The organism is Flagellimonas amphidinii (genome assembly GCF_013090115.1).
GTDB lineage: Bacteria > Bacteroidota > Bacteroidia > Flavobacteriales > Flavobacteriaceae > Flagellimonas > Flagellimonas amphidinii.
Window position 1 is genome coordinate 367,716 of sequence record NZ_JABFNN010000039.1, and the last position, 25,649, is coordinate 393,364.

A 25,649-nucleotide genomic window follows, 5' to 3' on the forward strand; every position below is an offset into this window, starting at 1 on the left:
ATTTTTATCATTTTTTAAATATAAAAAATGAGGTATTTTCAATTTATTAACGAGATGAACCATTGCCTTTTCGAATGAATTTTCGTATTTTCGCAGAAATTCTACCTTAGCCCATGAAACCAAATCCTAGTACAAGTAATGACATTTCCTTTGACGATTTTCAATCCCAAATACTTCAGGATTATAAAATCGCCGTCACCAGTAGGGAATGTAGTTTGCTAGGAAGACGCGAAGTGCTTTCGGGCAAAGCTAAATTCGGAATTTTTGGTGATGGTAAAGAACTACCACAATTGGCTATGGCAAGGGCTTTTCAAGATGGGGATTTTAGAAGTGGGTATTACCGTGACCAAACTTTTATGATGGCTCTGGATGAGCTTAATCCGAAGCAGTTCTTTCATGGACTGTATGCCACAACGGACATTCAAAAAGAACCCATGAGCGCAGGTAGGCAAATGGGTGGGCATTTTGTTACCCATAGTTTGAATGAAGATGGGTCATGGAAGGATTTGACAAAACAAAAAAACAGTAGTGCAGATATCTCTTGTACAGCAGGACAAATGCCAAGATTGCTCGGACTAGCGCAAGCCTCCAAAATATACCGTAGCCTTACGGAAATTGATGCTGCCAAATTTTCTGTAAATGGAAATGAAGTGGCTTGGGGCACCATTGGCAATGCAAGTACAAGCGAAGGCCATTTTTTTGAGACCATTAATGCCGCTGGTGTAATGCAGGTTCCCATGGTCATAAGTATCTGGGACGATGAATACGGAATTTCGGTTCCGGCAGAATACCATACCACCAAAGGTGATATTTCTGAAGCTTTAAAAGGATTGCAGCGGGATGAAAACAATGATGGTTTTGAAATTCTTAAGGTAAAAGGTTGGGATTATACTGGATTGATCCATGCATTTGAAAATGCTTCAGAGATTGCCCGGGAAAATCACGTTCCTGTATTAATTCATGTTACCGAGCTCACACAACCCCAGGGACATTCAACTTCTGGATCCCATGAACGTTACAAATCTGCCGAGCGTTTGGAGTGGGAACGTGAAAATGATTGCAATCGAAGATTTAGGGAATGGATTCTAGAAAATAACATCAGTACAGAAGAAGAGCTAAAAGCCTTTGAAAAACAAATAAAACTTCAGGTAAGGAATGCGAAAAAAGAAGCTTGGGCTGAATTTCTAAAACCACATCTTGAAGCTAAAAAACAGCTTATCCAATTATTGGACAAAAACGCTGCGTTAAGCTCCAATAAAAATTTTATCCTAAAAATTAAAAACGACCTGATTGCTATTGAAGAGCCTGTAAAAAAAGATTTGGCATCTCTTTCAAGAAAAGCACTCCGGTATTTATTGGGCGATGAATTTCCTGAAAAACAACAATTGGAGCTATGGATCAATAATTTCTTGAGCGACAGCCAACCCAAATACAGTTCACATCTCTACAGTGAGCAAGCAAATAAGGCGATCAATATTGAATCCATCCCTCCTTCATACAGTAATAAAGCCGAAGAGGTAGATGGCAGAATTATCCTTAGAGATAATTTTGACGCTCTTTTTGCCAAATATCCCGAAGCCTTGGTATTTGGTGAAGACACAGGAGCTATTGGTGACGTTAATCAAGGACTGGAAGGACTTCAAAAAAAATATGGTGAGATTCGCATTGCCGATACAGGTATTAGGGAAACCACAATTATCGGACAAGGCATTGGGTTGGCTTTGAGAGGTTTACGCCCTATAGCTGAAATTCAATATTTAGATTACATTCTATATGGAATTCAAACCTTAAGCGATGATTTAGCATCACTTTTGTACAGAACTGTAGGTAAACAAAAAGCTCCTCTTATCGTCCGAACCAGAGGGCATCGTTTAGAGGGAATATGGCATTCTGGTTCTCCTATGGGCACTTTGATTCATATACTTAGAGGCATGTACATTTTGGCTCCAAGAAACATGACGCAAGCAGCAGGATTTTATAACACCTTGATGAAAAGTGATGAACCCGCGCTTATTATTGAAAGTTTGAACGGTTACCGCCTCAAGGAAAAAATGCCTGACAATCTAGCTGAATTCTGCACTCCTATTGGTAAAGTAGAAACTCTTAAAGAAGGTGAGGATATTACTTTGTTGTCCTATGGCTCCACACTTAGAATTGTTGAAAAAGTGGCCAAGGAGCTTCTAGAAGTGGGCATTGATGCAGAGGTCATTGATGCACAATCATTATTACCTTTTGATTTGGGCCATGATGTGGTGAAAAGTCTAGCAAAGACCAATCGCTTATTGATTATAGACGAAGACGTCCCAGGCGGATGTTCTGCTTATCTATTACAAGAAATATTGGAAAATCAAGGAGGATATCGTTACTTGGACAGTGCGCCACAGACACTTACCGCCAAGGCACACCGCCCCGCCTACGCTTCAGATGGGGATTATTTTTCCAAACCCAATGCCGAGGACATCTTTGAAAAGGTTTATGATATTATGCATGAAACCGATCCTCGTTCTTTTCCAAAGCTTAGATAAGAAGGTATTTTATCCAAAACATCAATTCAAATAGGTGTTTGGTGAATTATTATTGTTGCTATTGAAGCATTATTTTTTACTTTCACGTAAATTAAAATCCCCCTCAATGAAAAACAATACATTAATCCACCTGGGTTTAGCACTCTTAAGAATTGTTCCTTCAGTCTTTATGTTGACCCATGGATACCCAAAACTTCTCAAACTTATAAACGGCAATACTGAGTTTGCCAATCCATTTGGCATAGGTGAAGCCCCTACCCTTTTCTTGGCTGTTGTTGGCGAATTCATATGTCCCATTTTAATGATTATTGGCTTTAAAACAAGATGGGCCGCTATTCCTGCTGCTATTACAATGTTTATTGCTGCATTTACAATTCATGGTGATGACCCATTTGGCACAAAGGAAAAAGCATTGCTGTATTTAGCCTTTTTCGTGATTGTCTTTTTACTTGGACCCGGAAAATATAGTGTGGACAAAAGGTAATTCTACACCAACTTTACTAGTAGTTCTTTAAGAAGGTCTGCCTGTTGCATGTTGCTGGCCCCTACACCTTTGCCTTTTAAATCCAATTGGCGTAAGCTGGAAATAATTCCACTGACCTTTTTCATGGGATAATTCTTGGCAGCGATAGCATACTCTTTAACAAAGTAAGGATTCACCCCAAGTACTTTTGCAACATTACCCGGAGAATGGTCATTCAATCCATGGTATTGGAGTAATTGTGTAAAAAAAGTATTCAACAAAGTAACAGTAACAACGAAGGGATTGTCCTTAGGGTTTTGGGCAAAATAATCTATAATTCGGGAAGCCTTGGCCACATTACGCTCCCCAATGGCTTTCTTCAGCTCAAAATTATTGAAGTCCTTGCTGATGCCAATGTGTTGTTCAATCAACTTAGGAGTAATTTCAACAGTATTCGGAACCACAATCGTCAATTTTTCCAATTCATTGTTGATTTTACTCAGATCGGTACCCAAAAACTCCACCAATAGCACACAGGCCGTTGGGGATATCGTATATTTTTTTGAGGCCAACGTCCTCCTTATCCAGTCAGCAACCTGATTTTCATAAAGTTTCTTACTTTCAAAAAGCTCTCCATTTTTTTGAATGGCTTTATACAGTTTTTTTCGTTTATCCAGTTTTTTATACTTGTAACAAACTACCAGAACAGTTGTGGGTTGTGGGTTTTCAGCATAAGCCGTTAAATTTTCTATAGTCCTTGAAAGATGCTGGGCCTCCTTAATAATCACCACTTGATGCTCTGCCATCATAGGGAATCGTTTGGCATTGGCAACCACTTCATCAATATTGGTGTCCTTACCATAAAGAACCATTTGATTGAAGCCCCTCTCCTCTTCTGATAAAACATGTTCTGAAATGTATTTGGAAATCCTATCAATGTAATAAGGCTCCTCTCCCATCAAAAAATAAATAGGCTTTGGTTGCCCTGCATTAATATCCGAAACAATTTCCTTTACCCTGTCCATTCAGAAAAAATCATCAAATTTGCCCAATGCAAGCATTGAACTTTCCCCATTATCAGTTTAGAGTCAAAAATAGCGAAAATAGCCTCTATATTTTTGACGCCATCCGTAAAAAGTTCGTGGCATTACAACCTGAAGAATGGGTTAGACAACATGTACTGCATTTTCTGGTCTTCACTAAAAAATACCCAAAAACTTTAATCAATGTAGAAAAACAATTGAAGGTAAACGAGCTCAAAAAACGTTATGATGTGGTAGTTTTCAATTCTGATGGAAGTATTGAACTTCTGGTTGAATGCAAAGCTCCTGAAATTAAAATTGATCAAGCCACATTTGACCAAATAGCCCAGTACAACCTTAAATTGAAGGCAAATTACCTAATGGTGACCAATGGTTTGGAACATTATTATTGCAAAATGGACTTTGAAAGTGAAAAATATATGTTTTTGAAGGAAATTCCTGATTTTAGCCGTTAATTTGCTGCCGTTTTGAAAGTCGCCGTAGTCATACTCAATTGGAACGGAAAAGCATTGCTCCAGGAATACCTTCCTTCCGTTTTGGCCCATTCTGATGGAGCAGATATCTATGTGGTTGACAATGCTAGCACTGATGGTTCTGTGGTATTTGTTCAAGAAAATTACCCCAATGTTTCTGTTGTAGTGAACCAATCCAATGGCGGGTTTGCCAAAGGGTATAATGACGGTCTGAAAAATATCAAGGCAGATATTTACTGTCTTCTCAATTCTGATGTCGAAGTCACTCCCAATTGGATCAATCCTATTTTAAAGGTATTTGATGCATATCCAAAAGCCGCCATTATTCAACCTAAGATTTTAGACCTTAAAAAGAAAACCTATTTTGAATACGCTGGTGCTGCGGGAGGTTTTATTGACCGGTTGGGGTATCCATTCTGTAGAGGCAGAATATTCCAAGCTTTGGAAAAGGATCAGGGGCAATACAACGATATTAAAGAAGTTTTTTGGGCCACGGGAGCATGCATGTTCATTAAATCAGATGTCTTTCATGCCTTAAAAGGGTTTGACGAGGATTATTTCGCACATCAAGAAGAGATAGATTTGTGTTGGAGAGCCAAAAATAGAGGTCACAAAGCATTATATGTGGGGACCAGCGAGGTGTACCACTTGGGCGGATCCACTTTAAACAACATGAACCCTAAAAAGACTTTTCTCAATTTTAGGAACTCCCTTTATTCCATAACCAAAAATTTACCACGCAAAAAGGCATTTACAATAATCCTTATGCGACTCCTATTAGATGGAGTAGCAGCGCTACGTTTTGTATTTCAGTTCAAATTCAATCATTGTTGGGCAGTTCTTCATGCGCATCTAAGTTTTTATGCTAACTTTAAAAAGATGTACAAAAAGCGTGAAAAGACTAATTTTTTATTAAAGTACTACGCCACGACATCCATAGTTTGGTCTCATTTCGTACATCAAATAAAGAATTTTAACATTTTAGTAAAAGATTAACTATGCCTAAATATGGAAGCTTTGCTTTTTACATAATTTTGGTTGATAGTTTAGACTTTGAAATATCTAACAATCCTTAAATTATACTTTTGACCATGAAAAAAATTTTCTTAGGAACATTGGCGATGGCAGTTTTATTGTCCTCTTGCGTATCACAAAAGAAATATGCCGAATTGGAAGCCAAGCACAAAGAAACGCAAGACCTTTTGAATTCAGCAACCGTTAAACTCAACGACTGTTTGGAAGAAAAGGCAACGGCAACGTCGAGGTTACAGACTCTTGAAGACCAAAATGCCTTTTTAAAAGCCAATAACCAGGAGCTTATCAATAACATGGGTAACTTGACCACCCTAACGACCAAGGGAGCTGAAAACTTGGAGAAATCCTTAGAAAGTCTTAAAGAAAAAGATCTTACTATCAGAAAATTACAAGATGCTGTTACCAGAAGAGATTCTGTAAACCTCTCTTTGGTTCAAAGTTTGAAAGGCGTTCTTGGCAACTTGGACGATGAAGACATTGAGGTAAGTGTTGAGAAAGGTGTAGTATTCGTTTCTATTTCTGATAAATTGTTGTTCAGCAGTGGAAGTTACAATGTGACCAGTGCAGCAAAACAAGTATTGGGAAAAGTGGCCAAAGTGGTAAACAACAAGCCTGATTTTGAATTCATGGTGGAAGGACATACAGACAATGTACCCTACGCCAGTGGAGTTTTATTGGACAACTGGGACTTAAGTGCTAAGAGAGCTACTTCCATTGTTCGTGTGCTTCAGAAAGATTTCGGTGTAGATCCTAAGCGTATGACTGCTGCTGGAAGAAGTTTCTACGTTCCTTTGGCATCCAATGATACTGCTTCAAATAGAGCTAAAAACAGAAGAACACGTATTGTTGTACTTCCAAAAATTGATCAGTTCTATAACATGATTGAAGAGGGAATGAAAGATCCTGCCATTGGCGGAACTGGAAACTAAAATATATTTTAAACCTCTGAGTTTGAAAAGCGGTCCCTAGAGACCGCTTTTTTTATGTAGTTAAATAACATCCGTAGTTCCTTTACCTTCTCGGACAATTTCGGGTTCTCCTTGCGACAAATCAATTACAGTTGAGGCCACATTACCACCATATCCCCCATCAATTACTATATCCACAAGGTTTCTCCACTTTTCAAAAATCAGTTCAGGGTCTGTAGTATATTCCAATATATCGTCCTCATCGCGAATGGAGGTGGAGACTATAGGATTGCCCAATTCCGTCACCAAAGCTTTGGCAATATCATTGTCAGGCACACGAATACCAACAGTTTTCTTCTTCTTAAAATCTTTGGGAAGATTATTGTTCCCCGGTAGAATGAACGTATAAGGACCCGGCAGTGCTCTTTTAAGAATCTTAAATGTGGTAGAGTCAATCTGCCTCACAAAGTCTGACAAGTTACTTAAATCTGCACATACAAAAGACCAATTGGCCTTTTCCAACTTCACTCCTTTAATTAAAGCAATACGCTGTAGCGCCTTGGTATTTGTAATATCGCAACCCAGACCATAAACTGTATCCGTGGGATAGATAATCAATCCTCCTTTTCGCAAAACCGCAACAATTTTTTCAACCTGCCTAGGGTCTGGATTTTCTTCATAAAGTTTAATAAACTCTGCCATTGTTTCAATTGTGTACTACAAGTTAGGAAAGATTATGATCATACCTATTACTCTCCATTTTGTCAATGATGTTAAAAATATGATAACGCACCCAACCCAATTGGCATTCACCCATCCATGTAAACAAACCTTCCATTTGTCAATCAATATACTGAATCCGTAAACCGAGCAAAGAATCACACAATCAATCTGTATAACTTGACGTTTAAAACAACATTGTAAAATTGCTATTTCAAAAAAATGAAATCGAAAATCAAAACATTCCCTATACTAGCCACCATGCTGTTTTCTGTCTGCCTTCTTGTGCAATGCACAAAGAGCAATCAACAAAAGGAAAAATTATCAACTGGCAATGAAATTGTAGAAACCCTAGATCAACTTTTTGATCGCCTTTCCTCAATCGATACAAATCAAGTGGATTCAATTATACATATTGATGAACAAATCAGAAAAGTAGTTGAGCAGATTTCATCACCTAAATTATTGGAGGAAATTCATCAAACCTACAAAACTGAACGCCATGATTATACTCTTGCCTATTCAAACGATGGCTCACTTGGGGTATTTTCATGGAAAACCCGTTTGAACAACGGTGCCATGTCCAGTATCAAAAACATAGCTCTTTATGAAAATGATGGTAAGCTAATCCCCACCTCATTATACGGCAAACCTATTGTCTATAAAAAAATACACTCTCAAAGTTCAGCTTGGAACAAACAAGTTTACATACTAAGTGGTGGGTTCGTTTCGGAAAATGATACTTTACAACGTGTCAACTCTTATCATATTACCAAAAACGGACTGGAAGAAGCATATATATTTAAAAATAGAACTTGGGAATTAACACTGGACACAACAGAAATACCTTCCAATTTAGAAGCCTATCTTGCCATACCACCCAAAAAAACGGCAAACAACCTCTACCAAGATTGAATTAAATGAATAGGTTGTAATGTTTCAATTGGGCTGCTCATAAATCAAGATAAGTTTACAGCTTGGTTATAATTGGAAGTGCATTATAATCCTCAATAACTGCATTTTAGAAAACTTCGATAAATTGTTTCATTTCATCGATAAGCGGCAATAACAAGAAAACAACCTCGTTATATACTTGAAAAAAGTAGTCCAAATCTTATAAAAATGAACACCATCAGAGGCCGTATCCTCATTGCCTTCTTAGTCCTATTCCTACTTATTGGACCCTTTATATTTTTTGCGTTTAATAGTCTGAAAAAAATAGACAATGCCAAATCTTTGCGTGAAAGTGTTGCTGTTTTTGATGCAAATCGGTTAAAAGCTGACAATGAATTTTTCAATATTCTTGATTTTGACACTAAAGTGGATTCCTTTTATGTTGAAAAATCAACCAGTGCAGTAAGACGGTATCACCAATACATCGAAAATTCCAAAAACGCTCTGGGGGAAGTAGAATTGGCCAAAAGCAGTTCCGAGGTTTCTATAGACAATCAACTTAAAAAAATTTCAAAGGATCTAGATGATCTAAATTCTAAAATAATCCATGTCTTTGGACTTGTGCAACAGCAAGGTTTCCGAAATTTTGGGACCATTGGCAAGATGCGTCAATATGTTCATAAATTAGAATCGGATGCCAAGGATGTTTCCCTAGCTGAAATTCTTCAAATGAGAAGAAGAGAAAAGGATTTTTTCTTGCGCAATGATTATAAATATGTAGAAGAACTGAATACTCATACCAATGAAATTCTCAACAGATTAACCTCCAATCCAAATGCAGATAAGAACACCCTTGAACAATTAAGAGGATATCAAGAAAACTTTAATTTGGTTGTACATCTGAAAAGAGAAATCGGTGATGCCGACTCTGGAATGATCCATGAAATAAAAACCATCAATACCAACTTAAACGCAAAAATCAACAGGCTTTACCAAACTGTAGATCAAGATTCTGAAAGGATGATTGGCAGCCTTAGGTCTTATCTGGCCGTATTCCTTGCAATCACTCTAATCTTTGCCATATTATCTGCTTTTGTTTTTTCAGGATACATCGCTAGGCCCATAAAAAAATTGGTTAACGACATGGACTCCATTGCCCAGAATAATTTTGAAGGACAAATAGAGTTCAATAAAGATTCTAAAACTGCACGGTTTGATGAAATTGATAAACTAACCAGCACGTACAATGGCCTTGTAGATAAAATTCGGAAACAAATTAAAAGTCTAAATGAAAAGAACCAATCCCTGAGCAATTTGAACGGACTATTGGTGGAGTCTGAAAATGAATTGAAAGAAGCTTCCAGAATTAAGGACAAATTTTTCTCCATTATCTCTCATGATTTAAGAGGACATGCCGGCAATGTCCTTTCATTGGCAAAACTGCTTAAGGAAGATAATGGTGAACTCGCAGATGATGAAAAAGGAATTTTTATCAAATATATCTCTGACGCTTCACAAAATTTACAACTGCTTTTGGATAACTTGTTGAACTGGGCAAAGACACAAATGAATGATCATAATATATCCAAAAGAATGTTCAACATTAATAACACCATTGAAAAAAATGTTGGACTGTTTAGGGAAAATGCTTTGCGTAAAAACATTGCCATTCAACACACGGTAAAAGAATTGCCACATGTTTATGCAGATAAAAATATGATTGATTTTGTGGTCAGAAATCTTTTGTCCAACGCCTTAAAATTTACACGTGCTGGTGACACCATCACCATTGATGTTGTTGAAAACGAACAGCATTTGGAAGTACGGGTAAAAGATACTGGTGTGGGCATGACCCAACATCAGAGAGAAGCATTACTGAAATCCACAAAAGATAATGCCACCACAAGGGGCACAGACAATGAACAGGGTACTGGTTTAGGGTTTGCCATTTGCAAGGATTTTATTTTGAGAAATAACGGCTCAATACAGATTGAATCAGAAGTGGATAAGGGAAGTGTATTTTCTTTTACCGTGCCTACCAATCTTAACAAGGACAGTATTTTGAAGGTTTCTTAGATCAGTTAATCGTTCAGCACTTCAAGCTTGGCAAAACGCAAAAGCAGTTTTTTTATATCACCCTTTTCAAATTGAATCTCAGCTTTCTTGTCATTGCCCACTCCTTCAATCTTTAACACTTTACCCCTTCCAAACCGAGTATGATTAACAAGTGAACCTTCAGTAAGTCCCGGGGCAATGCTGTTGGTGTTCTCGGTTGGAGAAGACAGCCCAGGTTTCAGTTTTCGTAGTTTCCGTAATTGATTTTCATTAGGCTGATTAACCTTGGGAGGTGTTCCGTTTTTTGGTTTCACCTGACGTAGTTTGCTTTTGTCCACCTCGCCAAAAATATCGGCATTTATCATTGATTTATACCGATACCCATCATTTACTGGCGTAAGGTTTTCCACATATTGCTCATCAATCTCTTCCAAAAACCTACTGGGCTCAGCATCAATTAGTTTCCCCCATCTATATCTATTTTGAGTGTAGGTTAGAAAAGCCTGTTTTTCTGCACGGGTCAGGGCCACATAGAATAACCTTCGCTCCTCCTCCAACTCACTTCTTGTATTCATACTCATCGCAGATGGAAAAAGATCCTCCTCCATACCCACTACATACACATACGGAAACTCCAGTCCTTTTGCCAAATGTATGGTCATCAAAGCTACACGGTCGTCATCTCCAACATCTTTATCCATGTCTGTTGCCAAAGCAACATCCTCCAAAAATTCAGTAAGACTGCCTGTGGCATCGGCCAACTCTTTTTGACCTTCAACAAAGTCCTTTATTCCATTCAAAAGCTCTTCAATGTTCTCCATACGGCCAATCCCTTCCGGGGTACCATCTTTTTTGAATTCCAGAAGCAATCCAGTCTTTTTGGACACATGTTCCGCAAGTGTAAAAGCATCGGTGCCTTCATTCATAATCTGAAAACTCTTGATCATAGTCACAAAATCCTCCAATTTGCGCTTGGTCCCAGCATTGATTTTCAAATCAAGTTTGGCCAAATGTTCCATGACTTCAAAAATGGAACGGCCATAGTGGTTAGCGGCAACTACTAGCTTATCAATAGTGGTCTGACCTATACCCCTTGTCGGAAAGTTTATCACTCTTTTGAGCGCTTCTTCATCTTTAGGGTTTATGACCAATCTTAAATAAGCCAATACATCTTTAATCTCTTTACGTTGGTAGAAAGAGAGGCCTCCGTAAATTCGATAAGGAATATCCCGTTTTCTTAGTGCATCTTCAATGGCTCGGGACTGCGAATTGGTTCTGTACAACACAGCAAAGTCCCCATTGTGCAACTGCTGTTGCATTTTGTTCTCAAAAATGGAGCCTGCTACATATCTACCTTCCTCGGCATCGGTTACGCTTCGGTGTATTTTAATTTTATTTCCTTCGTCGTTGGAAGTCCATACCACCTTTTGCAATTGGTCCCTGTTCTTTTCGATGATGGAGTTGGCCGCGTTCACTATATTTTTGGTAGAACGATAATTTTGCTCCAATCGGTAGACCTTCGCATCATCATAATCTCTCTGAAAATTAAGAATGTTACTGATATTGGCCCCACGGAAGGAATAAATACTCTGTGCATCATCCCCTACCACGCAGATATTTTGATAGCGATCAGATAATGCTTTAACAATTAAATACTGTGAGTGGTTGGTATCTTGGTACTCGTCCACCAATATATATCGAAACCTATCTTGATATTTCGCTAAAACCTCAGGAAAACGGGTCAATAATTCATTGGTACGTAGAAGTAAATCATCAAAATCCATTGCCCCTGCCTTAAAGCAACGGTCCACATAATTCTGATAAATCTCCCCCAATCTTGGACGCTTGGCCATAGCATCTGCTTCAACCAACTCTGGATTCTGAAAATAAGCCTTTACGGTAATCAAGCTGTTCTTATAGGAAGAAATCCTGTTCTGTATCTGCTTGTATTTGTAAATATCTTTGTCCAGTCCCATCTCTTTTATAATGGAAGCAATCAAGCGTTGGGAATCCTGGGTATCATAAATGGTAAAATTGCTAGGGTACCCCAATTTATCTCCATCAAAGCGCAATAATTTTGCAAAAACAGAGTGGAAAGTACCCATCCACAGGTTTTTTGCTTCAGAATTGCCAACAATGTCGGCAATTCTTTTTTTCATCTCTCGGGCAGCCTTATTGGTAAAGGTCAACGCCAGAATATTGAAGGAATCCACTCCATGGTTCATCAAATGTGCAATACGATAGGTTAATACCCGTGTCTTTCCCGAGCCTGCACCTGCAATCACCATTAAAGGTCCATCCTTGTGAAGTACGGGAGCCCGTTGCGCATCATTCAATTCATCCAAAAAAGTATCCAATCACTCAAAGATTTAAAAAGTAAGCGTGAAATTAGCCAATAATGACCTCATGCTAAAATCATCCTTTCAATATTTATAAACACGCATCCAATTTTCGTTTGAAATTTGAATATATTTGACACTTCAACTGTTTTTGCTGATGAATCTTTATCGTTCACCCCTATTCCTCTGTATGATATTCAGTTTTTTGGGGATTTCACAAGAAGAAAAAAAAGCCGGTCCCGTTATTGAAAATTACGGAAAAGTATGGGCCGTTGAAAGTCCTGATTATACAACCGATATCAATACAGAATTTAAAGTCGTATTTGATATTATGAACAGTCCTAATTCTCCTGAAGAAATCAACAGAAGTATCGAGACCGCCGCAAGATTCTTGAACATGCACACCCAGAGTGGGGTGCCCTTGTCTCAACTTAAAGTGGCTTTAGTGGTTCACAATAAAGCTTCCAAGGATATCATCCTAAATGAAGCATACCAAAAAAGATATGGGGTGGAAAATCCCAATTACGATATGGTAAAAAGCTTAATGGAAGCTGGAACAGAGGTCATCTTCTGCGGACAATCTTCAAAATCCCGTGGCTTTCCCAAGGAAGAACTTATTCCTGGAAGTAAAATTTCCCTTTCTGCCATGACCGCACTCATTCAATTACAAAACCAAGGCTATCAACTTATAAAATTCTAACTCAAAAAGTATGCACAAATTTTTCACACTCACATTTTTAATGGCAACTATTGCCATTTGGTCACAAGATTCTAAACTACAAAAGGACATCGAAGCCATTGAGGGCAAAGTCATAGAATGGCGCAGGGATATCCACCAAAATCCTGAACTGAGCAATAGGGAATTCAAAACAGCTGAGAAGATTGCCAAACACTTGAAATCCTTGGGGATTGAAGTACAAACTGGTATAGCTCATACAGGTGTGGTCGGAGTCCTAAAAGGAGAACGCCCCGGTAAAGTGGTAGCATTAAGGGCGGACATTGATGCCCTCCCTGTAACGGAAAGGAATGATTTACCTTTCAAATCGGAAGTCACCTCAGAATATCTGGGACAACAAGTTGGTGTGATGCACGCTTGCGGACACGACACACACACTGCCATATTAATGGGGGTTGCAGAAGTGCTGTCAAAAAACAAGGATAAAATCAATGGCACCATCAAATTTATTTTCCAACCTGCTGAGGAAGGAGCTCCTCCGGGAGAAGAAGGTGGGGCCGAACTTATGGTAAAGGAAGGGGTATTGGAAAATCCAAAAGTAGATGCCATTTATGGTCTTCATATTGGTTCTTACCTCCCTGTAGGCCATATGGCCTATAAACCAGGTGGTGCGTTGGCAGCTGCACAACGCTTTGTGGTCAATATTAAAGGAAAACAAACGCACGGTTCTCAACCTTGGTCTGGTATTGATCCTATTTATGTAGCTTCAAAAATTGTGGATGGTTTTCAATCCATTATCAGTAGGGAATTGGAACTGACTAAAGAGGCCGCTGTCATCACTGTTGGAAAAATCAGCGGTGGTGTTCGTAACAACATTATCCCTGAAAGTGCAGAACTCATCGGAACCATCCGTACCTTGGATTATGATATGCAAAAACAAGTAAATCAACGTATGAAGGAAATGGCCACTAACATTGCTAAAGCCTATAGAGCTGAAGTGACGGTTGACATTGCCAAAGGATTACCAATCACCTATAATGATTTGAACCTTACAGAAGCATCTCTTCCGAGTCTACACGCAGTTGCAGGTGCAGAAAACGTTCATTTGATCAAAGCCATAACCGGAGCTGAAGATTTTTCTTTTTATCAAGAAAAAATTCCTGGTTTCTTCTTCATCCTTGGCGGAAAAGACCCAAACTCAGGCCCAGATGAGCATTTCCCGCACCACACTCCAGATTTTAAAATCGATGATAGTGGATTGCTACTCGGTGTAAAAGCGATGACTCAAGTTGCCCTGGATTATTTAAATAGATAATGGAATCCATTTTTGATTTTTTGGGGAACATTCCTTGGTGGACATGGATTCTCCTCTTTTTGCTAGTGGTTGCAATCTGGGATATTTTTATTCAAAAAGCACATACCATTAGTCACAACTACCCTATTGTAGGGCATTTACGGTATTGGCTGGAAAGTATTGGTCCAGAAATGCGGCAATACTTTGTGGCCAACAACCGTGAGGAACTTCCTTTTAACCGAATTGAACGTGGATGGATTTATGCGTCCGCCAAAAAGGAAAACAACTATGAAGGTTTTGGTACGGATAGAGATATTTATGCCCATCAGCACATTTTTGTGAAAAATGCAATGATTGCATACCAACTTCCAGAAAATCATCCAAACAAAAAAGACCCCTATTTTTTGCCCTGCGCTAAGGTCATTGGAGCATATAATAAACGTAAAAAACCGTTCAGACCTGCCTCTATCATCAATGTTTCTGCTATGAGTTTTGGCTCTCTTTCCGCCAAAGCCGTGGAATCCTTGAACAAAGGGGTAGAAAAATCACATGCCTACCACAACACTGGCGAAGGAGGGTTATCGCCCTACCATAAGCATGGCGGGGATGTTATTTTTCATTTTGGAACGGGATATTTTGGTGTTCGTTCCAGGAAGGGGAATTTCTCCATGGAAAAAATGAAGATTTTGGTTGATAAAAATCCATGTATCAAGGCCATCGAAATAAAACTGTCCCAAGGAGCCAAACCAGGAAAAGGTGGTGTACTTCCTGGGGCCAAAATCACCCATGAAATCGCTAAGATTCGTGGTGTTGAGATTGGGAAAGATGTACTATCCCCAGCAACCCATAAAGCGTTTAGTTCCATATCGGAGTTGTTGGAACTCATAGAGTCCATTGCCAATGAAACTGGTCTCCCAGTGGGTATAAAAGCTGCTATCGGAAAGTTAGATCAGTGGGAAGAATTAGCGGACTTAATGAAAAAAACGGGGAAGGGCCCCGATTTTATCACTATCGATGGTGGTGAGGGTGGAACCGGTGCCGCACCTCCAAGCTTTGCTGACCATGTTTCTCTTCCTTGGGTTTATGGATTTTCTTCAGTGTATAAAATATTTCAAGACAATGGCCTTACAGAGCGTATTGTCTTTATTGGAAGTGGTAAATTAGGTTTTCCTGCCAAGGCAGCTATGGCTTTTGCCATGGGAGCCGATTGCATCAATGTAGCTCGTGAGGCCATGATGAGTATTGGGTGCATCCAAGCTCAAGTATGTCACACCAATCGATGCCCTTCAGGAGTGGCCACCCAAAGTAAATGGCTACAACAGGGCATCAATGTTCCTTTAAAATCTGAGCGGTTGGCGCAATATTTCAAAACCTTCAGAAAGGAATTATTGGAAATCACCCATGCTGCCGGTTATGAACATCCTTGCGAATTTAAAATGAGCGATATACAGGTCAACGTTGATGATGATTACCTGAGCAGTGACCTTAAATCTGTTTATAATTATGAAAAAAATAAGGTTCCTTTCCACTCCATGCAGGAACTTTTTGATTGTGAACACCTGGGAGGTAAACCAATTCTAGAAAAAACATCCTAATTTAGCCCAAGAATTCATTTCACCTTAGACCGCTACTTATGACAAAAAAATTACCCTTAATTCTGACCTTACTGCTGAGCATTGCCGCTTTTTCCCAAAAAAAAAGCGAGCTAATAGCTCAAATTGATGAACTCAAAACACAATTAGGAAGTGTAGAGCAACAATTGGCCGAAGCCAAACGGAACATTTCGTCAAGTGAAGCCAAAGCAGAAACGTTGGAAACAGAAAATGTTAGTTTGCGCGATGCGAACACTACCCTTTTAAAGAACTTGAGCAGTTTTTCTGAGTTGTCAAAACAGAATCAGGAAAATGTAAACAAAGCCATGGCGGCTTTAGGTAGAAAAGAAAAACAGCTCAGCGGAATAAACGATATGATTTCCGCCAATGATTCTGTTGCCGTGGTATCGTTATCCAGAATTCAGCAAATGTTGGGCGAAACTGCCAAGGTAAACGTTGCTGATGGCATCATTATGATTTCAAATAGCCTCAATGGGCTTTTCGGTTCCGATTCTAGCATTGAACTGACAGAGGCTGGAAAAACTTGGTTGGCAAATATCGCCAAAGTCATTGCTGCCAACCCAAATTTTAGTGTAACAATTGAAGGACTGAACATTACCGGTGAATTTGGACCAACTTATGACCAAACAACGGCCATTGCCAAAGAATTGGTTGGCACTTCAGCCATCCCTAGCGATAAAATAAGTATTTCTGCCAAGGATGGGAACTTCAAAGAAGGTATCAACATAAAGCTTCAACCCGACTATAAAGGGTTTTATGACAAAGCAAAGGAGAGTGTGAAGGCTACGCAATAGCCTTCACCTCTATTTTTGGCTAAAATTGTTTTCCATTGACATTTTGGCATTCAATCTTAGAAGTTTGACCTGTAGATTTTCCAGAAGCTGTAGGGCTTGTAAAACTAACCTGTTTATAATTCTTTTGGTCAATCGTTAAGGGAACTTTGTTGAGTCCCAACCAATCTATAGTTTCATCAAAAGAAGTGAATTCTTCAAAATCCAATGCCGAAGCACTTGTAATGGTCAATCCATCCAAATTTGTAAAGTGTGCATCGTTAATATCGTTTATAACCTCGGAAGGCATTTGTAAAATCGGCGCTCTTTTTAGTTCCCCATCTTCTGTTCCAAAAACCCTATAATCCCAAATCCAATAACGTCTATTATTTAAGTCTGAAGTATCATTGTCCGTGAATCTTACTACATAATAATCCAACTCATTATTTTCTTCAATAAAAACTTCACTATTTTCAATACCATAATATAATTCCCAATTCGGCATTTCTATATTGAAGTCATTACCGTAAAAGTTTCCAAAAAAGCTTTTATCTTCAACAGCATAATTTACAGTATTATTATATAAGGCAAGACCATCTAATACTGGAAGGTCCAGATAATCTCTATATTGATCGTTGGGCTCTTGTACTTCAAGAATATGGTGATTCACATTTGCAACCATATCGTTTTGATTTAGGAAGCCTATCCGATTAAAGACAAAACTACCGGCATTATGGTTTGGAATCTCTAATACGAATGTTTCGTCAGCTGTAATTAAATCAGTTTCATCTATCGTAATAGAGGGTGTGGATGGATTAGGCACAAATCTGTAGTAGGCATAATTTTCCTTTTTCCCATCAAACAACTCAGGTTGTCCTCCCAAAACATCTGTACGTAAATAAATAAAATCAGGAATTTCATAATTTATTCCAACTAATTCAGTCAAACTCCCACCTCCTGAAGCATTTGTTTCATATTGAGAGCCAGAAGCACTATATTTAGCGTACCCTCCAGTGTCTTGTGATAAATTTATCTCGACTTCCACATAGTTTTCCATATTGTAATTTGGAGAAAAGTCCAATTCATTTCTAGTTTCCCCCATATCTATTTTATAGGTTGTGTTCCTTAAGGATTTATGCTGGTTATCAAGACCAAAAGAGCTGAATTTAGAAATGGTATAAAAGATATAGTTGTCCGGAACTATTTGTTCCGTATAAATTTTGGTTGAACCCAATTGTACTTTTTGGGTTGTAAGTAAATTTCCAGAGCCATCATGGAAAAATATCCAAATGAAAGAGTATTGATCATCTTCTTCCGTTCCCAAATTAAAGTCCATCAGAAAATGTTCGATATCTAGTTGAAAATCTACCTCCTTACTATTTCCAAATTCGTCTTCAGATAAAATTTTCAATTCGGTAGCGCCTATGGGAAAAATATATGGATTGAATTGGAAGTCAAATTCAGTTTCGGATGTGGAATATACTTCTTCCCCGTTTACATATATTTTGGTTTCAACATTGGATTCATCTTCAACTTGGATTGCTATATCAGTAAAAGTCTCAATTACAGATTCCAAATCCGTAGAAGTAATTGTAGGCGGTGTTTCGTCTGTAGGTTCTACAGATTCCTCCACATCATCTGGCTGTTCGTTTACAGATTCTTTTGGAATTTCGGGTTCTTCATTATCGCTACCACAGGCCATTAAACACATTACGGCAAAAAAAAGTGGAATCAGTTTAATCTTCATTAATTTGGTTTTTAGTTAAGTAAGAAATCAGACACAAATAACTAATTATTTTCAAACAACAAATAAAAAATCGTCGTTTGATTAAACTAATTTATCAACAAGTACTTAAGTCTATACCAGCTCAAATAATTTTTAATATTTAATTACGTTCTTGTTTCTGTAAAATCACAAAAAACCAAACTACCTTATGAGTGGAGAAGATATCTTTCAGCTTTTTGCCTTTTTGTTACCGGCTGTTGTAACCGGAGCTGTGGCCTTTTATTTTTTTAGATTACATACGAGGAATGAAGATGGTCGTAGAAGGTTCCTATTGCACAAAGAATCACAAAAAGACACACTTCCCGTTCGCTTACAAGCTTATGAGAGAATGACATTGTTCTTGGAACGCATAACCCTGAACAACCTTGTGGTAAGAGTGGCTCCAAAAGGTAAAAATAAAAGCGATTATGAAAACTTGCTCATCAAACAAATTGAGACCGAGTTTGAACACAATCTTTCCCAACAAATTTACATGTCAGATGAATGTTGGAACATTATAAAAGCGGCCAAAAATGCCACAATCCAAACCATTCGTTCTGCTGGGATGAGCGAAACAGATTCGCCGGACAAGCTGCGCGAGGATATCTTGACCCAAACCATGGAAAAACAATCTCCTTCCGCTACGGCTTTGGCCTTTATAAAAAAGGAAGTAAGCGACCTCTGGGATTAACCAATCATTCTTGATGGTCGGGATCTATAGGGCTGGTCTCCTCATTCTTATTTTTTGCATAAAGGTATCCACGTTTCCACCAGCGCGTCATATGTTCCTTATTAAAAATCAGTGAATTGGTGGTCAATACGGTTGGGGTATAGTAGAAATTTATGATTGCATCCCTTTGATTGGCTACCAATTTTCCGATACGTACATTTTGGTTTTCAATCCTATCCAACATAAAACTGAAAATGGTAGTAATCAATTCAAAAGGGTTCCTTACGGGCATCCGGTTCAAATAATTCACCTCCGTATGCAAGACCACAACATCAACTTCTGTGGCCCCTCGTTTTAAAGCCTCTTCAATAGGCACCAAACTTCCAAGACCCCCATCTGCATATTCGCAACCTTGTTTTTTTACCAAACTCATAAAAGGTGTATAGTTGGATGAAATCCAGACCCAATCACAAAACTCATCATACGTACAATCGTTAACCGATTTATATTCTACCTGATTCAACGAAAGGTTAGATACCGTCACAACAACATCAGCATTGCTTTTTTGTAGTTGATTGAATTCTTCAACGGTTATGGATTCTCGAATGAGGTCCCGCAAATTTTCACTCTCCCCAAAAGTCTTTTTTCCTTTGATGAAATTCTTGACCACATTCCAATGGTTGATGGCGATAGCCTCTACCCCATGTTTTTTTTTAATGATAAAGGGACAGTTATTAAAAATGCTTTCTTGGTCAACAGAAGAATAAATCTCTTTGATTTTATCCAACTTGTTCAAGGCCAAATGGGAAATCAACAAACTACCTGTGGAAGTGCCCACAAACAAATCGTATTGATGTTTGGCCTCTTCTATTAAAAATTGTGCCACCCCCCCGGCAAAAGCTCCTTTGCTACCTCCACCAGAAATGACCAGTGCTCTCATTTTCCCAATGTTTTATTCAGATATTCTTGTTCCTCTATACTCAATGAAGGATATAAAGCCTCAACTCTTGCCAAATTTTCCTTGGCCTTTAAAAATTCCTTCAAAATTTTGCGGCACGATTTTTTAAAATGCCAAACGTGATGACTACACGCCTCAATGAGGTTTTTGAGAGTAGCATCATTAAATCCACCTATGTTTTTCAAATATTGAAACGCCAATAATCTTACTTCAAAATGATGTTCAGAACTTGTATATCCACTCAATTCTTCAAAATACCGCGGTTTTGACCCTATGTTATATTCCGGACTCACCAAAGCCAATGTCAACCATAGTAAACGGATATTCTTATTGGGAAATCCCACAATGTCCTTGGTCTGATCAAGATACTTTTCCCGGTTTTCTGGGAAATCAGTCCACAATTTATACAATGCAGCTTCTATGGTCACATAACTTGAATCACCTAAGAGAGTTTCAAAATCGAATCTAAATTCTACAGGAATTTTTTGAAGAGCTAATGCCAAGGCCTGCCTTACTTTGGTACTAGCAGCATTCATGAAATTCTGTGTTAGCTTAGTAGATAACTTATCCCCATAATCCAAAATAAGTTGATATTTGAGTAAATCTGAATTGAGGTTGTGCCATTCTTTGCTTAACAGCTTTTCGGTATTTTCTAAATCTAGATCAATCTCATTTTTTAGCTCGAAGTATGTTTTTATTGAAGGACTTTTTTTCATCAAAAAAGCCTTGGCGATCTCAAAAGGAAATTCTGATTCTTGTAACCATTGCATTTCAAAATCAGAAAGGTCCATTCCCGAAGCTTTTTCCATTTCCCACATGAAATCGGGAATGGTCACATTTTGATAAGCATACTTGGTCAAATAATTTTGGATTCCCTCCTTAAAATTAGTCTCACCTACCTTTTCTTTCAACATGACCAAAGCCCACGCTCCCTTTTCATAAAAAGTTAAGCTGCCCGCATTGGAATTTGTCAAAGCCTCACCATTCCCTTCACCAGAGAAATTTACCAGTGCCTGGGCTGTTTCCAACAAATGCCAGTAGAAATGATCATCACCAAAAATATTTTTCTCAGCTAAGTAAGCATAAAAGGTGGCAAAACCTTCATGCAACCAATGGTGTGAGCCACTTTGCTCTGTGACCAGATTACCAAACCACTGATGCGCCAACTCATGTGCGTTGACATTCACATAGTTTTTATCGAAAAATGCAATGGAATCCACCATAAATGTATTGGAGAATATTGTGGCTGTAGTGTTCTCCATACCTGCATACAAAAAATCTTGTACTGGAACCTGCTTATAGTTCTGCCAAGGATAAGGCACTCCTATTTCCTCCTCCAGAAAATCAAATATTTGCTTTGTATAGCGATAAGTGGTTTCTACTTTAAGGCTATCCTTAGGTTCATAATAGAGCTCAATCGGCACCCCAGAAGTTGAATGAACGATTTGTTTTTCAAAATTACCTATGGTAAAAGCAACCAGATAGCTGCTCATAGGCTTTTGCATATCAAATTTCCACAAATATGTTCCAGAATCAGACAGCGTGTCCTTTTGCACCAATTCTCCATTGGAAAAAATTTGAAGATCATCTTGTATTTGAAAGTTCAAATCAAATTCAATCTTATCGTTCATATCATCCAAACTTGGCAACCAATGACTGGTATATTTGCCTTGTCCTTGGGTCCAGATTTGTTCATTGCCTTCAATATCATCATCCCAACCCAAAAAATAAACAGTCTGTTTGGGATATGTTACATAACGGAGTTCAATGAGACGTTTGTCCCCTTTCTTAAATCTTTCCTTAATACAAATGGTTTTTCCTCTATTAGTATATTTCACATTTTTCTTATCCAAAAGGACAGAAGAAAAATCCATATGATAAGCATTCATGAAGATAGAATCCACATCCTTAAGTACTTGAAATTGATATATTACCGTTCCTTTAATCTTTTTTTCTTCTGGCACTGGTTCCACAAAAACTTCAGCATGAATAAAATCCACCTTATCTTGAATCTGTGCGGAAAGTAACTGCACAAATAGGAAAAAAATAAGAATGGGGCTTCGCTTCATACCGTCTTCATATCAAAAGTCTTTCCAAATTACATATTTTAGTTTGATGAATCCCAATTTTCTGCAAACTCCAATTGCTTATTTAAAAGGTGTAGGCCCCAATCGGGCAGATGTGCTCCGTTCAGAGCTTGGGATTGAGACCTACAGAGATCTATTACACCTCTTCCCCAATCGGTATTTGGACAAGACCCAATACTATAAAATCAATCAACTACAGCCTAGTGGTGCTGATGTACAGGTTATTGGCAAAATCATTCACATAAAAACTATAGAACAACGTCGCGGTAAACGTTTGGCGGCCACTTTTATGGATGAAACCGGACAAATGGAGTTGGTTTGGTTCAGAGGGCATAAATGGATCAGGGAAAACCTTAAAATCAACGAACCTTATGTGGTTTTTGGGAAAGTTTCGCGTTATGGCAGTAATTTTTCCATGGCCCATCCAGAAATGGAACTACTTTCTGAACATCAAAAAGGATTGAAAATCGCCATGCAGCCCATTTACCCCTCAACCGAGAAATTAAGCGCCAAGGGTATCACCAATCGGGTATTGGGTAAAATGATACAACAGCTGTTTTTAGATGCAAAAGGGCAATTTTTGGAATCATTGTCTTTCAACCTTATCGAACAATTAAAATTGATTTCAAAAAGTGAAGCGCTGTTCAATATCCATTTTCCAAAAAATCAGGAATTACTGGCCAGAGCACAGTTCAGATTAAAGTTTGAAGAGCTCTTTTTTGTACAACTCCAATTGATTTCAAAAAAACTGTTACGCAAACAAAAAATAAAGGGAATGCCCTTTGACCAAGTTGGGAAGTACTTCAACAATTTCTTTGAGCATCATCTACCATTCAATCTTACCAATGCACAAAAACGGGTGATCAAAGAAATTAGGGGAGATTTGGGCAGCAATGCACAAATGAACCGTCTGCTTCAAGGCGATGTAGGCTCTGGAAAAACCATAGTGGCACTCATGTGTATGTTATTGGCCATAGATAATGGTTTTCAGGCTTGTTTGATGGCCCCAACGGAGATTTTGGCCAACCAACACTACAACGGACTCAAAGAACTGTTGGGGAATATGAAGGTGAAAATTGCCTTATTGACAGGTTCCACCAAAAAATCGGAAAGAACTTTGTTGCACAATCAATTGGAAAATGGCAACCTAAACATTTTGGTAGGCACCCATGCTGTTTTGGAAGATAAAGTACAATTCAAAAATCTTGGATTAGCTGTTATTGATGAACAACACCGCTTTGGTGTGGCGCAACGTTCCAAATTGTGGCGAAAGAATGAAGTGCCACCACACATTCTAGTCATGACCGCCACCCCCATCCCTCGTACTTTGGCCATGAGCCTGTATGGGGATTTGGACGTTTCGGTGATTGATGAACTTCCTCCCGGTAGAAAACCCATCAAAACAGTGCATCGCTTTGATAATAATCGTTTAAAGGTTTTTCAGTTCATCAAAGATGAAATCAAAAAAGGAAGACAGATTTATATGGTCTATCCGTTAATTCAAGAATCTGAAGCGCTGGATTTTAAAGATCTAATGGATGGTTATGAAAGTATTGCCCGTGATTTTCCCATGCCAGAATACCAAATATCCATAGTGCATGGTAAAATGAAGGCAGCCGATAAGGATTACGAAATGGAACGTTTTGTGAAGGGTGAGACCCAAATAATGGTCGCAACCACTGTAATCGAAGTTGGGGTCAACGTGCCCAATGCCTCGGTGATGATTATAGAAAGTGCGGAACGTTTTGGACTTTCCCAACTGCACCAACTTCGTGGTCGTGTGGGACGTGGTGCCGAACAGAGTTTCTGTATTTTGATGACCGGAAACAAATTATCGGAAGAGGCCAAAACCCGATTGCAAACCATGGTAAGGACCAATGATGGTTTTGAAATTGCAGAAGTAGACCTAAAACTACGTGGCCCTGGGGATTTGATGGGTACCCAACAAAGTGGTTTGCTCCATTTAAAAATTGCTGATATTGTAAAGGACAATCAGATTCTACAAACGGCAAGATACCATGCCATACAAGTATTGAAGGAAGACCCAAGACTGGAAAAAGAAGCACATAAAGGTATCCTTTTTGCCTATTCCAAAATGATGCAGAGCAAAGAGATTTGGGGGTATATTAGTTAAATGAAAATGCCCAACTAAAGTTGGGCATTCCAATAATCGTTAATGATATGAGCGGTTTAGTTAATCCCTTCTCCTTTTTCGGCTTTTTCAATATTGGCCTGTACCCTATCTCGATTTGCTTGTGCCGGAGCATTTTCCAAAGCAATTTTTAGGTGTTTTAACGTGGATTTATGGTCTCCCAAGGCAGAATACCCTCTGGCCAAACCATAATGAACCGGCCAAGTTCCCTTATTGTTCTTGGCGTTCCACTTAAAGACTTCTAAAGCTTTGTCGGTGTTGCCTTGTCCAAGCAATTGTCGGCCATAGCCATGTACTTCAAAAACAGTCCCAAGCGGCATGGCTTCTTCCATTAGCGCATTTGCTTCTGCAGTTTTACCTTGTTTGGCCAATATACGTGACTTAATACTTAGGTTATTGAAGGTTTTTTGGCTAAAAAACTGTCCGGCAATCGCAGCATCAATCCATGCAAGGGCTTCATCTAAATCACCATCATTGTTCAAAGAATAATTGGCGGCTTGTTCCCAAGTTTGACGGTTGAATCCTGGCGAGGTTTGCAATTTTTGTCGAATATCTGCCAATACATTGTTGGTTACATCCGTCTCAATCTTAAAAGGAATTTGTTTTTTCTCCCAATTCAACGATGCCACAGCAGAATTTGGTCCTACCTCATTAAACAAATAAGTAAGTTGCTCTACATGAGGAATCTCTGAAGTTTCCACATCCACACGAAGAACATCCTCTTCTGGTTCATAAAAATAGCTACCCCATGCTCCATGATTTTTAGAGAAAATAATAGTAGCCGTATTGTCTTCATTGACAATCATATGCAATCCATACTTTCCTGCCGGAAGTGTTTTACCGCCAATGCTTAGCTCATCGGTTGTTTTGAATATGGTATTTTCATTGGCACCAGCCCTCCAAGGAGACTCAGTTGCAGTTCCAAATCCAAGATTGTTCATTCCATAAGGGACCAAAGCACCCCAAACTTCACGATCGTTTACGCTAGGGCGCGAATAAATTATGGTAACATCGGTATTGCCAATACGTTGTGAAACTTTTGCCATTTGACTGCCTCTGGGCAAAAATGTCAACTGGGAATAAGAACTGGTAGATACACAGAGTATTGCAATGAGAATCATGGTCGAAAAGACCGAGTAGCATTTTTTCATTTGTTCGTTTTTGATGTATTAATGAATAAACTTTTAGGTTGTGTGCCCAATGTAGAAA

At 38.6% G+C, this 25,649-nt stretch carries 20 protein-coding genes; 13 read left to right on the top strand and 7 right to left on the bottom strand.

Annotated features, from left to right (window positions below):
* Positions 1 to 113: 113 nt before the first annotated feature.
* Entirely contained in the window at positions 114 to 2,525 is a 2,412-nt protein-coding gene (locus tag HJC33_RS13595; protein WP_171659366.1) for an alpha-ketoacid dehydrogenase subunit alpha/beta, read from the top strand.
* Between the two features lie 106 nt (positions 2,526 to 2,631).
* Complete coding sequence (locus HJC33_RS13600; protein ID WP_171659367.1) at positions 2,632 to 3,009, top strand: DoxX family protein; 378 nt, start codon at positions 2,632 to 2,634, stop codon at positions 3,007 to 3,009.
* A gap of 2 nt (positions 3,010 to 3,011) precedes the next feature.
* Here HJC33_RS13600 and holA read toward each other — a convergent pair whose 3' ends face one another.
* Positions 3,012 to 4,013, bottom strand: coding sequence for a DNA polymerase III subunit delta (holA, locus tag HJC33_RS13605; RefSeq protein WP_171659368.1), 1,002 nt, complete (start codon positions 4,011 to 4,013; stop codon positions 3,012 to 3,014).
* 26 nt (positions 4,014 to 4,039) lie between these two features.
* On the opposite strand from holA, the gene HJC33_RS13610 reads away from it, so the two are divergent.
* The 3 genes from HJC33_RS13610 to HJC33_RS13620 all read left to right on the top strand — a co-directional run bounded on the left by HJC33_RS13610 (position 4,040) and on the right by HJC33_RS13620 (position 6,468).
* On the top strand, positions 4,040 to 4,486 hold the full coding sequence (locus HJC33_RS13610) for a type I restriction enzyme HsdR N-terminal domain-containing protein (RefSeq protein ID WP_171659369.1): 447 nt from the start codon (positions 4,040 to 4,042) through the stop codon (positions 4,484 to 4,486).
* 12 nt (positions 4,487 to 4,498) lie between these two features.
* The gene (locus HJC33_RS13615) at positions 4,499 to 5,500 is read left to right on the top strand and encodes a glycosyltransferase family 2 protein (RefSeq protein WP_171659370.1); all 1,002 of its coding nucleotides are present in this window, start codon (positions 4,499 to 4,501) and stop codon (positions 5,498 to 5,500) included.
* Positions 5,501 to 5,595: 95 nt separating this feature from the next.
* Positions 5,596 to 6,468 (top strand): OmpA family protein, encoded by an 873-nt coding sequence (locus HJC33_RS13620; RefSeq protein WP_171659371.1) that lies wholly within the window; start codon positions 5,596 to 5,598, stop codon positions 6,466 to 6,468.
* A 60-nt stretch (positions 6,469 to 6,528) separates the two neighbouring features.
* Here the strand turns inward: HJC33_RS13620 and HJC33_RS13625 are convergent, their stop codons facing one another.
* Positions 6,529 to 7,149 (bottom strand): L-threonylcarbamoyladenylate synthase, encoded by a 621-nt coding sequence (locus HJC33_RS13625; protein WP_171659372.1) that lies wholly within the window; start codon positions 7,147 to 7,149, stop codon positions 6,529 to 6,531.
* 240 nt (positions 7,150 to 7,389) lie between these two features.
* Between HJC33_RS13625 and HJC33_RS13630 the strand changes: the two genes are divergently transcribed.
* Both HJC33_RS13630 and HJC33_RS13635 read left to right on the top strand, forming a co-directional pair.
* On the top strand, positions 7,390 to 8,082 hold the full coding sequence (locus tag HJC33_RS13630) for a hypothetical protein (RefSeq protein ID WP_171659373.1): 693 nt from the start codon (positions 7,390 to 7,392) through the stop codon (positions 8,080 to 8,082).
* Between the two features lie 207 nt (positions 8,083 to 8,289).
* Entirely contained in the window at positions 8,290 to 10,137 is a 1,848-nt protein-coding gene (locus tag HJC33_RS13635) for a HAMP domain-containing sensor histidine kinase (protein ID WP_171659374.1), read from the top strand.
* A 5-nt stretch (positions 10,138 to 10,142) separates the two neighbouring features.
* Here HJC33_RS13635 and HJC33_RS13640 read toward each other — a convergent pair whose 3' ends face one another.
* Positions 10,143 to 12,473, bottom strand: coding sequence for an ATP-dependent helicase (locus HJC33_RS13640; protein ID WP_171659375.1), 2,331 nt, complete (start codon positions 12,471 to 12,473; stop codon positions 10,143 to 10,145).
* 172 nt (positions 12,474 to 12,645) lie between these two features.
* Here HJC33_RS13640 and HJC33_RS13645 point away from each other — a divergent pair, with 172 nt between their 5' ends.
* The 4 genes from HJC33_RS13645 to HJC33_RS13660 are packed head-to-tail and all read left to right on the top strand — an operon-like array spanning position 12,646 to position 16,832.
* Positions 12,646 to 13,155 carry a DsrE family protein gene (locus tag HJC33_RS13645; RefSeq protein WP_246245555.1) on the top strand — a complete coding sequence of 170 codons (510 nt, stop codon included), beginning with the start codon at positions 12,646 to 12,648 and terminating at the stop codon, positions 13,153 to 13,155.
* Positions 13,156 to 13,165: 10 nt separating this feature from the next.
* Positions 13,166 to 14,446: an amidohydrolase gene (locus tag HJC33_RS13650; protein WP_171659377.1), complete on the top strand. Its 1,281-nt coding sequence runs from the start codon at positions 13,166 to 13,168 to the stop codon at positions 14,444 to 14,446.
* Entirely contained in the window at positions 14,446 to 16,020 is a 1,575-nt protein-coding gene (locus tag HJC33_RS13655) for an FMN-binding glutamate synthase family protein (protein WP_171659378.1), read from the top strand. The genes HJC33_RS13650 and HJC33_RS13655 overlap by 1 nt, the downstream gene beginning before the upstream one ends.
* A 38-nt stretch (positions 16,021 to 16,058) precedes the next feature.
* On the top strand, positions 16,059 to 16,832 hold the full coding sequence (locus HJC33_RS13660; protein ID WP_171659379.1) for a hypothetical protein: 774 nt from the start codon (positions 16,059 to 16,061) through the stop codon (positions 16,830 to 16,832).
* Positions 16,833 to 16,851: 19 nt separating this feature from the next.
* Here the strand turns inward: HJC33_RS13660 and HJC33_RS13665 are convergent, their stop codons facing one another.
* Positions 16,852 to 18,555, bottom strand: coding sequence for a hypothetical protein (locus tag HJC33_RS13665; protein ID WP_171659380.1), 1,704 nt, complete (start codon positions 18,553 to 18,555; stop codon positions 16,852 to 16,854).
* Positions 18,556 to 18,742: 187 nt separating this feature from the next.
* Between HJC33_RS13665 and HJC33_RS13670 the strand changes: the two genes are divergently transcribed.
* Positions 18,743 to 19,264: a DUF7935 family protein gene (locus HJC33_RS13670; protein ID WP_171659381.1), complete on the top strand. Its 522-nt coding sequence runs from the start codon at positions 18,743 to 18,745 to the stop codon at positions 19,262 to 19,264.
* 4 nt (positions 19,265 to 19,268) lie between these two features.
* Here the strand turns inward: HJC33_RS13670 and HJC33_RS13675 are convergent, their stop codons facing one another.
* Positions 19,269 to 20,183, bottom strand: coding sequence for a patatin-like phospholipase family protein (locus HJC33_RS13675; protein WP_171659382.1), 915 nt, complete (start codon positions 20,181 to 20,183; stop codon positions 19,269 to 19,271).
* Positions 20,180 to 22,270, bottom strand: coding sequence for a M1 family metallopeptidase (locus tag HJC33_RS13680; RefSeq protein WP_171659383.1), 2,091 nt, complete (start codon positions 22,268 to 22,270; stop codon positions 20,180 to 20,182). Before HJC33_RS13680 ends, HJC33_RS13675 begins: the two co-directional genes overlap by 4 nt.
* A gap of 46 nt (positions 22,271 to 22,316) precedes the next feature.
* Between HJC33_RS13680 and recG the strand changes: the two genes are divergently transcribed.
* On the top strand, positions 22,317 to 24,422 hold the full coding sequence (recG, locus tag HJC33_RS13685) for an ATP-dependent DNA helicase RecG (protein WP_171659384.1): 2,106 nt from the start codon (positions 22,317 to 22,319) through the stop codon (positions 24,420 to 24,422).
* A gap of 56 nt (positions 24,423 to 24,478) precedes the next feature.
* Here the strand turns inward: recG and HJC33_RS13690 are convergent, their stop codons facing one another.
* The gene (locus HJC33_RS13690) at positions 24,479 to 25,591 is read right to left on the bottom strand and encodes a DUF2911 domain-containing protein (RefSeq protein WP_171659385.1); all 1,113 of its coding nucleotides are present in this window, start codon (positions 25,589 to 25,591) and stop codon (positions 24,479 to 24,481) included.
* Positions 25,592 to 25,649 lie beyond the last annotated feature (58 nt).